Origin of the sequence: Streptomyces flavidovirens DSM 40150, from assembly GCF_000429085.1 — a bacterium.
GTDB classification, from domain to species: domain Bacteria; phylum Actinomycetota; class Actinomycetes; order Streptomycetales; family Streptomycetaceae; genus Streptomyces; species Streptomyces flavidovirens.
In genome coordinates, this window is record NZ_KE386846.1 from 133,898 (window position 1) to 146,692 (window position 12,795).

The 12,795-nt window shown below is 70.7% G+C and carries 12 protein-coding genes; 8 read left to right on the forward strand and 4 right to left on the reverse strand.

Features of this window, described 5'->3' with window-relative positions; genetic code table 11:
- The first annotated feature begins 265 nt into the window (after positions 1–265).
- Positions 266–1,435: an amidase domain-containing protein gene (locus tag G412_RS0131365; RefSeq protein ID WP_028815491.1), complete on the forward strand. Its 1,170-nt coding sequence runs from the start codon at positions 266–268 to the stop codon at positions 1,433–1,435.
- Between the two features lie 39 nt (positions 1,436–1,474).
- Here the strand turns inward: G412_RS0131365 and G412_RS0131370 are convergent, their stop codons facing one another.
- Positions 1,475–2,167 (reverse strand): hypothetical protein, encoded by a 693-nt coding sequence (locus G412_RS0131370; protein WP_028815492.1) that lies wholly within the window; start codon positions 2,165–2,167, stop codon positions 1,475–1,477.
- The gene (locus G412_RS0131375) at positions 2,160–2,696 is read right to left on the reverse strand and encodes a SigE family RNA polymerase sigma factor (RefSeq protein WP_028815493.1); all 537 of its coding nucleotides are present in this window, start codon (positions 2,694–2,696) and stop codon (positions 2,160–2,162) included. The genes G412_RS0131370 and G412_RS0131375 overlap by 8 nt, the downstream gene beginning before the upstream one ends.
- 172 nt (positions 2,697–2,868) lie before the next feature.
- On the opposite strand from G412_RS0131375, the gene G412_RS0131380 reads away from it, so the two are divergent.
- From G412_RS0131380 to rbsD, 6 genes are all read left to right on the forward strand, one after another.
- Positions 2,869–3,348, forward strand: a complete 480-nt coding sequence (locus G412_RS0131380; protein WP_028815494.1) for a VOC family protein — start codon at positions 2,869–2,871, stop codon at positions 3,346–3,348.
- 357 nt (positions 3,349–3,705) lie between these two features.
- The gene (locus G412_RS0131385) at positions 3,706–4,722 is read left to right on the forward strand and encodes a LacI family DNA-binding transcriptional regulator (protein ID WP_028815495.1); all 1,017 of its coding nucleotides are present in this window, start codon (positions 3,706–3,708) and stop codon (positions 4,720–4,722) included.
- Positions 4,719–6,272, forward strand: a complete 1,554-nt coding sequence (locus tag G412_RS0131390) for a sugar ABC transporter ATP-binding protein (protein ID WP_028815496.1) — start codon at positions 4,719–4,721, stop codon at positions 6,270–6,272. Before G412_RS0131385 ends, G412_RS0131390 begins: the two co-directional genes overlap by 4 nt.
- Entirely contained in the window at positions 6,262–8,214 is a 1,953-nt protein-coding gene (locus G412_RS0131395) for an ABC transporter permease/substrate-binding protein (protein ID WP_028815497.1), read from the forward strand. Before G412_RS0131390 ends, G412_RS0131395 begins: the two co-directional genes overlap by 11 nt.
- A 26-nt stretch (positions 8,215–8,240) precedes the next feature.
- Positions 8,241–9,161, forward strand: a complete 921-nt coding sequence (locus G412_RS0131400) for a ribokinase (protein ID WP_028815498.1) — start codon at positions 8,241–8,243, stop codon at positions 9,159–9,161.
- Entirely contained in the window at positions 9,158–9,547 is a 390-nt protein-coding gene (gene rbsD / locus G412_RS0131405) for a D-ribose pyranase (protein WP_028815499.1), read from the forward strand. Before G412_RS0131400 ends, rbsD begins: the two co-directional genes overlap by 4 nt.
- Positions 9,548–9,612: 65 nt before the next feature.
- On the opposite strand, the gene G412_RS36895 is transcribed toward rbsD, so the two are convergent.
- Positions 9,613–10,119 carry a CHRD domain-containing protein gene (locus G412_RS36895; protein WP_051338730.1) on the reverse strand — a complete coding sequence of 169 codons (507 nt, stop codon included), beginning with the start codon at positions 10,117–10,119 and terminating at the stop codon, positions 9,613–9,615.
- Positions 10,120–10,394: 275 nt separating this feature from the next.
- Between G412_RS36895 and G412_RS0131415 the strand changes: the two genes are divergently transcribed.
- Positions 10,395–12,638, forward strand: coding sequence for a WD40/YVTN/BNR-like repeat-containing protein (locus G412_RS0131415; protein WP_028815500.1), 2,244 nt, complete (start codon positions 10,395–10,397; stop codon positions 12,636–12,638).
- On the opposite strand, the gene G412_RS40020 is transcribed toward G412_RS0131415, so the two are convergent.
- Positions 12,617–12,793, reverse strand: a complete 177-nt coding sequence (locus tag G412_RS40020) for a hypothetical protein (protein WP_157839222.1) — start codon at positions 12,791–12,793, stop codon at positions 12,617–12,619. The genes G412_RS0131415 and G412_RS40020 overlap by 22 nt on opposite strands.
- Positions 12,794–12,795 lie beyond the last annotated feature (2 nt).

A 12,795-nucleotide genomic window follows, 5' to 3' on the forward strand; every position in this document is an offset into this window, starting at 1 on the left:
TCCCCCCTCGGACACCAGCAAGTAAAGACCCCAGCTCAGCTGGGGTCTTTTGCTTTTCCGGGGCCGGTTGCGTCCAGTCAGTCCTTGTGGTGGAGCCGGCACGGCTTCCGCGGGCATCACCGCTCCTTTTCGGCCCCCATTTGCGGAGTACGCCTCAAGCAATCCCCGGCGTCGCTAGCGTCATGTCCGACCACTTGGCGTACGCCGTCAACTCCCGTGGCGCAGGCGCCGCGCGGCGGGAGGCATTCGACACAGGGGAGTACCAGTGATCATCCGCACAGCGATGCGGCAGGCGGCCATCGCCGCCGCCGTTACGGGGCTGGCCGCGTCCGTCCTCGCGAGCAGCCCGGCGCAGGCCGCGCAGCCCGCGCCCGCCGACGACCAGGCGCTGATCGAAGCCGCCAGGACGTACTTCGCCGGGGAGAACGCCGTCACCGTGGACGGCGCTTCCGCCGCGAACGCGACGCGCAAGGCCGAGAGCCTTGACGTGGCCGCGACCTTCCGCGCCGTACGGGACGACCGGATGGAGGCCCGTGAGCAACTGCACGGCATCAACGAACTGGCCGGCGTGCGGTACTCGGCCGTCGATACGGAACTCACCCCGGTCGGCCGGGCCCGCACGCAGGGGGACGCCGCGCGCATCAGCGTGCGCGAGCACACGGAGTACACCTTCGCGGGCAGCAAGGACGAGCCGTACAGCTACACCGTGCGGCACGATCTGTCCTTCGCCCGTGCCGACGGCGGCTGGGCCCTCTCGAAGATCACGACGCTGGACGGGCCGGCGAACCTGTCCACGCCGGAGAAGCTCGGCCCGGCGGAGCTGAGGGCGGCCCGGCAGGCGGCCAAGGAGCTCCGTGCGGGGGCTGCACAGGGGAAGAAGCTCACCGACCCGGCGCAGAAGCCGTCTCCCGGCTCCGGGGTGCGTGCGACCGCGGCGTACGACTACACGGCGATGGTGGCCTTCGCCACGAAGTACGCCAAACCAGTACCGAAGGACAATGTTCCGTACGAGCGGGACACAAACGACTGCACCAACTTCATCTCGCACGCGCTGAAGGCCGGCGGCTGGGAGCGGGTCCGCGGCTGGTACCGGAGCGACTCGGCCTGGTGGTACACGGGCAATTCGTGGCCGCTCCCGAAACACAGCTGGACCTGGGGCGGCGCGCCCAACTGGCAGCGTTTCGCACGCGACGAGTCCAAGCGGGTGTACGAGCTTTCCGGGCCGTCGAGCCTCGCCATCGCGGACGTCGTGCAGTTCGAGATCTTCGGCTACAGCGATCCGGGGCAGCCCGGTCACACCATGATGGTCACGGATTTCACGTCCGACTGGATGCCGAAGATGAGCTACCACACCACGGACACGCTCAACAGGCCGCTGAGCGAGATCATCGCCGAGCACAGCGGCGGTGAGAAGTTCTGGTACTTCCGCACCTGAGCCGCCGCCGGCGCGGCCGGTACGTCGCGGTGGCCGCCGTTACGGGCCGGTCACCGCCGCGCGCAGTCGCTCCCGGTCCACGGCGCCCTTCCCGCCGTCGGGGCACTCCAGCACGACCCGGCCGTCGTCGCCGAGCGGCAGCGCCTGTTCCGGGGCGAAGTGAAAGAGGTCCCCTCCCTCTGTGGAGGGGCGGTCCGCCGGGTCGAGGAGCAGCACATAGCGGCCGGGTTCCGGGAGCTGGACCTCCGCCGCCGGGTACCAGACGGTGACCGGACCGGAGGACGGCACGCCGGCGCCTCCGTACGCCAGGGCGCCGTCGACGTCGAACCGGAAGGCGGAGCTCCGCGTGACGCCGTCGTCCACGTCGATACGGCCGGCGCGCAGCGTGCCGTACACGGGCCGGTAGCCCTGCTCCTGCCGGTCCCTGATCTTCTGCACCGCGGTCCGCAGGCACTCGGCGGAGGCGGCCGGGGCCGGTTCGTCGTCGCCGGAGAAGCTCCCCAGGGCCGTGGGGACGGCCACCGCGGCAGCGACGGCGGCGGCCGCGGCCGCCGCCACGGCAAGGCGACGGCGCAGCAGACCACGCCGGGCACGGGCGGTGAACGCCGCGCCCGGCGCGGGGGCAGGGCTCTGCGCCGGCTCCGCGGCGGCCGCGAGCAGCCGCCGTACCTGCTCCCTTGCCTGCTCCTCTGCCTCCTCCTCCTCCTCCTTCGGAAGGTGCTGGTCAGTCATCGGCGGAACCCCTCTCCGGGTCGAGTGCGGAGGCGCTGAGGAAGCCGTGGTCGCGCAGGGCGGCCAGGGCGCGGGCGGCGCGGCTCTTGACCGTGCCGGGTGAGCAGCCCAGTACGTCGGCGATCTCCCGCTCGGTGAGCTGGTGGTAGAAGCGCAGTACGAGAACTGCCCGCTGGGCCGCGGGGAGCGTCCGTAACACCTCGCGAACGGTGACGGCGGTCGTCACCCGGTCCTCGTGGCCCGGACGAAGGACCTCCGGCACCCGTTCCGCCGGGATCTCCACGTGCCACTTCCGGTGCCGGTCCTTGATCAGCAGCCGGACCATGGTGGTGCGGGTGTACGCCTCGGCCGCCTCCAGCCGCCCGATCCGGTTCCAGGCGCGGTACGTGCGCAACAACGCCTCCTGGGCCAGATCCTCGGCCCGCGGACGACCACCGCCACCGCCGGTCAGCAGCGTGGCCGTACGCAGCAGCGAGCCGTAGCGCGCGGTCATGAAGGCCGTGAACGCCTCATCCCTGCCGTTCCGCATCCCCTTACGCCCCTCAGTCGCCGGCACCGACACGCGCCACCCTCACTCATCAGAGACGCTGGGGGTGCGGGGAGGTTCCATGCGGTGCGTCATTGGGCGGGCCGGCGCCGATGAGTTCGCCGCGTCGGTCCGGTCTCTATGAGTACACATCGCTCAAGTGCTGGAGGCACCGATGGTCACCAAGGGATTCACCACGTGTCTGTGGTTCGACGGGCAGGCGGAAGAGGCCGCGAACCACTACGTCTCGATCTTCAAGGACTCCAGGCTCGGGCGGATCGTCCGCTCCAACGAGGCTCTGCCCAGGCCCGTCGGTGAGGTTCTGACCGTCGAGTTCGAGGTCAACGGGCAGAAGTTCGTCGCGCTGAACGGCGGGCCCGAGTGCACCTTCAACCAAGCCATCTCGTTCCAGATCTTCTGCGCCGACCAGGACGAGGTGGACTACTACTGGAGCAAGCTCTCCGACGGGGGCGCGGAAGTCGCCTGTGGCTGGCTGCGGGACAAGTACGGGGTGTCCTGGCAGGTCGTCCCCGACGGGCTCATCGAGATGATCAGCGACCCCGATCCGGACAAGGCGAAGCGGTCCACGGAAGCGATGCTCTCGATGGTCAAGCTCGACGTTGCCGCACTTCGGAGGGCCTACGCGGGGGAGTAGTCGGCGCGTGTTCTGCGGGGGTGTGGGGAGCCCCGCGCTTTGGGGGCGGTGCCGCGCCGGGGCGTCTCCTCGGGCGTCGAACGTTCGGGTAGGTGTTGGTTCGTTCGCGGTGGTTGCGTTCAACGCCCTGCGGGGAGCGCCCCGACACGTCCCCTCCCCAGTGGCGTTGCAGGTGAGGCGGGGGCGGGGCGGCCCCCGGCCCTGTCCAGAGCCGGGTCGGGAGGCCTGGCAGCTTTTTGAGGTCCCCCTTCGTCACGATCGGGTCTCGCTGTGGGGGTGGGGGCTTGTCTCGTCGTCTGTAATCGATTCCAATCGGGCGTGTAATCGATTTCAAGACCACGAGGAGGTGGTCCGGCAGTGGCGAGCATCAAAGATGTCGCGGCTGAGGCAGGCGTGTCCGTTGCCACGGTCTCGCGTGTTCTCAACAGTCATCCGTCGGTCAGTCCCGGCGCGCGCGCCCGGGTCCTGGCCGCCGTCGACACGCTCGGCTACCGGCCCAACGCCGTGGCCCGCTCCCTGCGCACCGACCAGACGCGCACCCTCGGGCTGGTCATCAGCGACGTACTCAATCCGTACTTCACCGCGCTGGCCCGGTCCGTGGAGGAAGCGGCGCGTGCGCTCGGCTACAGCGTCATCATCGGGAACGCCGACGAACGGCCCGAGTTGCAGGACCACCACGTCCGTACGCTCCTCGACCGCCGGATCGACGGGCTCCTCGTGTCGCCCGCCGACGGAAGCTCGCCGCAGGTACGTGACGCGGCGCGCGGCGGCACGCCCATGGTGTTCGTGGACCGCTGGATTCCGGGAGTGGACGTACCCGTGGTGCGTGCGGACGGCTGTCCCGCCGTACGCGATCTGGTCGCTCATCTGTACGGTCTTGGCCACCGCAAGCTCGCCATCATCGCCGGACCGGCGGCCACCACCACCGGCCGTGAGCGCGTCGAAGCCTTCCGCGAGGCTCTGGCGGAGCATGGGCTGCCGCTGCCTGATGCCTACATCGGCCAGGGCGACTTCCAGGCCGACAGCGGGCGGCGGGCGACGGAGCGGTTCCTCGGCCTGGGCGAACCGCCCGAAGTGGTCTTCGCCGCCGACAACCTGATGGCGCTCGGCGCTCTGGACGCCATCCGCGCGCGCGGCATGCGGGTTCCGCGGGACATCGGGCTCGCCGCCTTCGACGACATCCCGTGGTTCCTCCACACCGATCCGCCGATCACCGCGATCTCCCAGCCGACCGGCGAGCTGGGCCGAGCCGCCGTACGGGCCCTGGTCGACGTCATCGAGGGCCGGCCCCCGCAGTCCGTCACCCTTCCCGCCCGTCTCGTCGTACGCCGGTCCTGCGGCGAGAGCGAGCAGAGTCAGAGGAGCGATCTGTGAGCAGCCAGGACGAGTTGCTGCGCATCGAAGGCATACGCAAGACCTTCCCCGGCGTCGTGGCGCTCGACTCCGTCGACTTCGATCTGCGGCGCGGTGAAGTCCATGTGCTGCTCGGTGAGAACGGCGCCGGAAAGAGCACGCTGATCAAGATGCTGTCCGGTGCCTACCGGCCCGACAGCGGCCGGATCCTCGTGGGAGGGGAGGAAGTCCGCGTTCACGGTGCGCAGGACGCCGAGCGGCTGGGTATCGCCACCATTTATCAGGAGTTCAACCTGGTGCCCGAGCTGACCGTCGCCGAGAACATCTTTCTCGGCCGTCAGCCCCGGCGCTTCGGGATGATCGACCGCAAGCGGATGGAGGCCGACGCGGAGGAGCTGCTGCGCCGGGTGGGCGTGGACGTCTCGCCGAGGGTCCTGGTGCGCGAACTGGGCATCGCGCGGCTCCAGATGGTGGAGATCGCCAAGGCGCTGAGTCTTGAGGCGCGCGTCCTGATCATGGACGAGCCGACTGCCGTACTGACCAGCGAGGAAGTGGACAAGCTCTTCCGGATCGTGCGGCAACTGCGCGAGGACGGGGTGGGTGTGGTCTTCATTACCCATCACCTGGAGGAGATCGCGGCCCTCGGCGACCGGGTCACCGTTTTGCGTGACGGTCGCAGTATCGGCCAGGTGCCCGCGTCCACGTCCGAGGACGAGCTCGTACGGCTGATGGTCGGGCGCAGTATCGAGCAGCAGTATCCGCGGGAACGCCCGGAGGCGGCCGGTGACGCGCTGCTGTCCGTCCGGGGACTGACGCGCGGTGGCGTCTTTCATGACGTCAGCTTCGATGTGCGGGCGGGTGAGGTCGTCGGTCTCGCCGGGCTCGTCGGCGCCGGACGCACCGAGGTCGTACGGGCGGTCTTCGGCGCCGACCCCTACGACGCCGGGAGCGTCGCGGTGCGCGGCGAGCGGCTGGGGAAGGGGGATGTGAACGCCGCCATGGGCGCCGGGATCGGGCTCGTACCCGAGGACCGCAAGGGGCAGGGGCTGGTGCTCGACGCCTCCGTGCAGGACAACCTGGGCCTGGTCACGCTGCGTTCGGCCACGCGTGGCGGACTCGTGGACCTCAAGGGGCAGCGCGCGGCCGCCGCCCGGATCGCCGAGCAGTTGGGCGTACGGATGGCGGGCCTCGGCCAGCATGTCCGCACGCTTTCGGGTGGCAACCAGCAGAAGGTGGTCATCGGGAAGTGGCTGCTCGCCGGCGCCTTGGTGCTGATCCTCGACGAGCCGACGCGCGGCATCGACGTCGGCGCCAAGGTCGAGATCTACCAGCTCATCAATGAGCTGACGGCCTCCGGGCACGCCGTCCTGATGATCTCCAGCGACCTGCCCGAAGTCCTCGGCATGAGCGACCGGGTGCTGGTCATGGCCCAGGGCCGGATCGCCGGCGAACTCCCCGCGCACGAAGCGACCCAGGACGCGGTGATGGCGCTCGCCGTCAGCGCCCCGGCCGCCGGCGCCCCGAACCCGAACGGAACGAAGAACGAAGTGGAGGGCTCCCGTGGCCACTGACACGCTCAAGAGCACGACGGGCGCGAGCGCCGCGAGTACGGTCCGCCGCATCCTGCTCGACAACGGCGCGCTGAGCGCCCTGGTGGTGCTGGTGGTGGCGATGTCGCTGCTCTCCGGCGACTTCCTGACCACCCAGAATCTGTTGAACGTGGGGGTGCAGGCCGCCGTCACCGCGATTCTCGCGTTCGGTGTCACCTTCGTCATCGTCTCGGCGGGCATCGACCTGTCGGTCGGTTCGGTGGCCGCGCTCTCGGCAACCGTCCTCGCCTGGACGGCCACGTCCGAAGGCGTCCCGGTGTGGATCGCGGTGATCCTCGCTGTCGGTACGGGCATCGCCTGCGGTCTCGTCAACGGAGCCCTCGTCTCGTACGGCAAACTCCCGCCGTTCATCGCCACCCTGGCCATGCTCTCGATCGGCCGCGGCCTGTCCCTGGTCATCTCGCAGGGCAGCCCGATCCCCTTCCCCGAGTCCGTGTCGGTACTGGGCGACACGATCGGCGGGTGGCTGCCGGTGCCAGTTGTTGTCATGGTGGTGATGGGACTTGTCACCGCGCTCGTTCTCGGGCGTACGTACATCGGACGTTCCATGTACGCGATCGGCGGCAACGAGGAAGCCGCCCGGCTCTCGGGCCTGCGCGTGAAGCGGCAGAAGCTCGTCATCTACGCCCTGTCCGGTCTCTTCGCCGCCGTCGCCGGCATCGTCCTCGCGTCCCGGCTGGTCTCCGCGCAGCCGCAGGCCGCGCAGGGTTACGAACTCGACGCGATCGCCGCGGTCGTCATCGGCGGCGCCAGCCTGGCGGGCGGCGTCGGCAAGGCGTCCGGCACCCTGATCGGCGCGCTCATACTCGCCGTACTCCGCAACGGCCTCAACCTGCTGTCCGTTTCGGCGTTCTGGCAGCAGGTCGTCATCGGTGTCGTCATCGCGCTCGCCGTGCTGCTGGACACGCTGCGGCGGCGGGCAGGTGGCGGGTCGGCAGCTCCCGCGGCGTCCTCCGGTGCGTCCGGGAACGGTCGCAGGGGGGCGGCGAAGCTCGGTATCGCCGCGGTGTGCGTGGCTGTCGTCGTCGCAGGCGTGTCCTACTTCAACTCCGGCTCCTCCGGTACGACTACCAAGGTCGGGATGTCACTCTCCACCCTGAACAACCCCTTCTTCGTACAGATGAAGGCGGGCGCGCAGGCAGAGGCCGAAGACTCCGGTATCGACCTGACGGTGACGGACGCGCAGAACGACGCCTCTCAGCAGGCCAACCAGCTCCAGAACTTCACCGGCGAGGGCGTGAAGTCGATCATCGTCAATCCCGTGGACTCGGACGCGGCGGGGCCGGCGGTACGGGCCGCCAACAAGGCCGGCATCCCGGTGGTCGCCGCCGACCGTGGCGTCAACAAGGCCGACACCGCCGCACTCGTCGCCTCCGACAACGTCGCGGGCGGCAAGCTCGCCGCGAAGGCGCTGGCGGAGAAGCTCGGCGGCAAGGGAGAGATCGCCGTGCTCCAGGGCACGGCCGGTACCTCCGCGAGCCGCGAGCGTGGCAAGGGCTTCGCCGAGGGGCTCCGGGCGTATCCGGGGATCAAGGTCGTCGCCCGGCAGCCCGCGGACTTCGACCGCACCAAGGGCCTGGACGTCATGACCAACCTGCTTCAGTCCAGCCCCCGGATCACCGGTGTCTTCGCCGAGAACGACGAGATGGCGCTCGGCGCGGTCAAGGCGCTCGGCAGCAAGGCGGGGAAGTCTGTGCACGTCGTCGGATTCGACGGGACTCCGGACGGTCTCAAGGCCGTCGGGGCCGGCACGCTCTACGCCTCCGTGGCGCAGCAGCCGAGGGAACTCGGGAGGATCGCCGTCCAGAACGCAGTCGAGGCGGCGCGGGGCAAGAAGGTCGACAGCGTGGTAAAGGTGCCGGTCAAGGTCGTGACGAAGAAGAACGTCGCCGACTTCTCGTGACCGTGAACAGCGAAGGCAGGACACGAATGTACGACTACGACCTGCTCGTCGTGGGGTCGGCCAACGCCGACCTGGTGATCGGCGTCGAGCGCCGCCCCGCCCCCGGCGAGACCGTGCTCGGCTCCGACCTGGCCGTCCACCCGGGCGGCAAGGGCGCCAACCAGGCCGTCGCCGCCGCCCGCCTCGGCGCCAGGACCGCCCTCCTGGCCCGCGTCGGCGACGACGCCCACGGGCGCCTGCTGCTGGAATCGCAGCGCGCGGCCGGTGTGGAGACCGGTGGGGTACGCGTCGGCGGGGCGCCCACCGGGGTCGCCCTGATCACCGTGGACCCCTCGGGTGACAACAGCATCGTCGTCTCGCCCGGCGCCAACGCCCGGCTGACCTCCGAGGACGTCCGCGACGCCGCCGCCCTCTTCGCCGGCGCCCGCGTCGTCTCGGCGCAACTGGAGATCCCCCTGGAGACGGTGGCCGAGGTGGTACGTGCGCGGGCGGCCGGGACCCGGTTCGTACTGAACCCGTCGCCGCCCGCCCCGCTGCCCGCCGACGTGCTCGCCGCGTGCGACCCGCTGGTGGTCAACGAGCACGAGGCCCGGTTCATGCTCGGCGGCCACGCGGGTGGGTACGACGGCAAGGAGCCCGAGGACTGGGCGCGGGCGCTGCTCGCGCTCGGCGCCCGGTCGGTGGTCGTCACCCTGGGCGCGGAGGGCGCGCTGGTCGCCGCGGGCGGTACGGACACCGCCGCGGTACGCGTGCCGAGCCCCCGCGTCGACGCCGTCGACACCACGGGCGCTGGTGACGCCTTCACCGCCGCGCTGGCCTGGCGGCTCGCGCGGGGCGAGGACCTGGCGACGGCCGCCGCCTTCGCGGTACGGGTGGGCGCCGCCGCCGTCACGAAGGAGGGCGCGCAGGTGTCCTTCCCGACCGCCGAGGAGGTCGCGGCGCTGTGAAGAAGGCCGGAGTTCTCAACCGTCATCTGGCGGGGGCCCTGGCCGGCCTGGGCCATGGTGACGGGGTTCTCGTCTGCGACGCGGGCATGCCGATTCCGGCCGGTCCGCGCGTCGTGGACCTGGCCTTCCGCGCCGGAATACCGTCCTTCGCAGACGTACTCGAAGGTCTGCTGGCCGAGCTGGTGATCGAGGGCGCGACGGCCGCGCACGAGGTACGGGAGGCGAATCCGGCGGCGGCCGCGCTGCTGGAGGAGTGCCTTCCGGGGCTTGTCCTGGTGCCGCACGACGACCTCAAGGCGCTGTCGGCAGAGGCCCGGCTGGTGGTACGTACCGGCGAGGCACGCCCGTACGCGAACGTACTGCTGCGCTGCGGCGTCTTCTTCTGACCGGGGAACGACGCGATCGCCGGGGGGCTCGCATGGAGCCCGCCCGGCGATCCGGTACCGGCGCCCTACCTGCGGTGGAGCTGCCCGCGGATGGCCCCGTCGGGGAAGGGCCGGTTGTGCACGTTCACGTAGAACTTGCCGGGCTTGGTGGCGATCGCCCTCAGTTCACGGAACGTCAGGACCTTGGCGGCGTTGTCGTGCGTCTGGTGCCGGTGAGCCTTGACGCAGCCCTTCGAGGACCCGTGCGTGGGCGTCTTGAGGGTGACGACGATCCGCCCGGCCGTACCGCGCCTGCCCGCGTGGATGTGGGCGGCGGTGGGCTTCGCGATCTTGCGTACCTTCAGTGAGTAGCACAGGGTGCCGTGCTTGATCTCGTACCAGAACTCGCCGCTCCCGTTACGGTCGCCCGGTCCTGGCACTTCCTCGCGGCCGGTGAGGTGGGCCTGGCCATGGGTGACTCTGTCGCGGCCGTCGGCGGGGCCGGTATCGGCCGCGACGGCCGGAGTGGCCAGGGTGGCGAAGGCGGCCGCGCAGGAAACGGCCGAGACCATCAGGGTGATCGGAACACGCATGGACATCTCATCTCTGTGTCGGGCGATCGGGCTGGTTCCCACACAAGGACAGCCGCGCCCATCCCTCAACATGTGGGCGGCTGAATGGGTGCGCCGGCGGCGGGCGGGACCTGGCCGGGGAGCGGTGTCGGGCCACTGAGGACGCGTCATGACCGGATGCATGACCGGATCGGCCCCCTCGTCTTTGGCCTGAGTGAACTACTGGTGAGGGACGGGCTGTTGGTGAGAGGTTGCGCCTCGTTACGTGCCGTCGAAGCCGCGTAGGGAGAGTGCTCATGCTCAGAGGGAGACCTACCAGAACAGCACAGTGGGCCGTCATCGGGGCAGCGCTGGTCACGGCCGGACTGCTGGCCCCCGGACCGCGGACCGCCGAAGCGGCCACGGCCGCCGACGGCGACGTACTGCGCGGTCCCGCCGCCCCGGCCGAGTACAGCTATCTGCAGAAGAAGATTCCGGGGGAACCGCTGCCCCGGCACGCGTACGAGTCCGCCGCCTCCGAGGCCGCCGAGCTGCCCCGCACACCGGGCAGATGGAAGTCCCTCGGCCCCACGAACATCGGTGGGCGCATCGTCGACCTCGCCCTGGACCCGCAGGACGCCGACACCGTCTACGCGGCGGCCGCCAGCGGCGGACTGTGGCGTTCCACGAACGCCGGGCGCACCTTCAGCCCCGCCTGGCCCGCGCAGCAGACGCAGGCGATGGGCGCGGTCGCCACCTCGTCCGACGGGACGCTGTACGCGGGGACCGGCGAGCCCAACCCGGGCGGCGGCAGCCTCACGTACGAAGGCACGGGCGTCTACCGCTCGACCGACGACGGGAAAACCTGGAAGCCCGCCGGTCTGCGCGACTCCGGTACGGTCGGCGCCCTGCGCGCCGACCCGCGAGACCCGCGCCGGATCTTCGCGGCAGCCGCCGGTTCGCTGTACGTCCCCGGCGGTGACCGGGGTGTCTATCTGTCCGAGAACGCGGGCAGGTCGTGGCGGCACGTACTGGACGTACCGAACGAGTTCACCGGCGCCGTCGACGTGCAGATCGACCCCGCCGACCCCGACCGGGTGTACGCCGTCCTGTGGGACCGGCGGCGCGAGCCCGACAAGCGCACCTACGGCGGCACGGGCTCCGGCGTCTTCCGCTCCGACGACGGCGGCTCCACCTGGCGGCGGCTCGGCGGCGGACTGCCCGCCCCGGGCCCGGACACAGGACGTATCGGACTCGGCGTCGCGGCGTCCGAACCGGGACGGCTGTACGCGCTCGTGGGTGACGCGAAGGGCGGGTTCGCCGGGTTCTTCACCTCCGCCGACGCGGGCGAGAGCTGGACCAGGCTGCCCGATGACAGCAAGCTCGCCCAGTCGCAGGGCGGGTTCTCGTGGTGGTTCGGGAAGGTCTGGGTCGACCCGGACGACTCACGCCATGTGCACGCGGCCGGAGTCGCCCTGATGACGTCGAAGGACGGCGGCGCGAGCTGGACGGGTGAGAGCCAGGCCGTCCATGTCGACCAGCACGCCATGGTCTGGGACCCGCGCCGCCCGTCCCGCGTCTACCTCGGCAATGACGGCGGCGTCTACCGCTCGGAGGCCGGCGGAGACCGGGGATGGACCAAGGCGACGTACATGCCGTGGACCCAGCTCTACAGCGTCGCCACCACCCCGCAGGACACCGGCCGCATATCGGGCGGCGCCCAGGACAACGGCTCGCTGCGCTCCTGGGGGGGGACGGGCTTCAACGAGTACCTGGGCGGCGACGGCCTCCAGAACCTCATCAACCCGGCCGACCGCGAGAACGTCTACGCCTGCTACCAGTACGGCAATTGCGCCCGCTCGGCCGACGGCGGCGACACGATGACGTACTTCACCCAAGCCACGACCTCGGACCGGCGCAACTGGTTCACTCCGCTCCAGTTCGACCCGGTGAACCCGCGCGTCATGTACTACGGCGGCAACCGCCTGAACCGCTCCACCGACGGCGGAGCGACCTGGCAGCCCATCAGCCCCGACCTCACCGGCGGACCGAGCCGCGACACCTACCCGTACGGCACCCTCACCACCGTCGCTGCGGCCCGCGACGGCCGCACCGTCTGGGCGGGTACGGACGACGGCCGGGTCTGGGTCACCCGTGACCTCGGCGCCCACTGGACGAAGGTCCTCGAAGGGCAGCCCTGGGTGACGCGGGTCGTCGTCGACCCGAAGGATCCGCAGACGGCGTACGCCGCCTTGTCCGGGTACCGCTCGGGCGAGGCGCAGCCGCATCTGCTGCGCACGACCGACGCGGGCGCGAGCTGGACCGACCTGTCCGGCAACCTCCCGCAGGCCCCGGTGAACGACGTGGTCCTGGCGGGCGGCGGCAAGCTCTACGCGGCCACCGACCAGGGCGTCTTCACCCGCAACGGCTCGCGCGGCTGGCGCCGGCTCGGCGGCGGGATGCCGCTGGTGCCGGTGGACGACCTCGACTACGACGCCAGGAACCACCGCCTGGTGGCGGCCACGTTCGGCCGCGGCTTCTACGCGTTCCGTACGACGTAACGGCCGCAGCCGCCGTAACCGCCGAAGCGGCCGGCCGGGAGCGCGGTGTCAGCCGTCTCCCGGCCGGATCCGGGGCTGGTTCTGCTGCCGACAGGGGCGTCCAGCACGGCTGAATAGGTGATGTTCGTACATCCCAAAATCCGCTTATGCTCCACGA

What these genes read in the sequence shown, in the direction of transcription:
- G412_RS0131370 (WP_028815492.1), bottom strand. Translation starts at nt 2,167, where the DNA reads ATGACTGACCAGCACCTTCCGAAGGAGGAGGAGGAGGAGGCAGAGGAG.
- G412_RS0131375 (WP_028815493.1), bottom strand. Translation starts at nt 2,696, where the DNA reads ATGCGGAACGGCAGGGATGAGGCGTTCACGGCCTTCATGACCGCGCGC.
- G412_RS0131380 (WP_028815494.1), top strand. Translation starts at nt 2,869, where the DNA reads ATGGTCACCAAGGGATTCACCACGTGTCTGTGGTTCGACGGGCAGGCG.
- G412_RS0131400 (WP_028815498.1), top strand. Translation starts at nt 8,241, where the DNA reads ATGTACGACTACGACCTGCTCGTCGTGGGGTCGGCCAACGCCGACCTG.
- G412_RS36895 (WP_051338730.1), bottom strand. Translation starts at nt 10,119, where the DNA reads ATGCGTGTTCCGATCACCCTGATGGTCTCGGCCGTTTCCTGCGCGGCC.
- G412_RS0131415 (WP_028815500.1), top strand. Translation starts at nt 10,395, where the DNA reads ATGCTCAGAGGGAGACCTACCAGAACAGCACAGTGGGCCGTCATCGGG.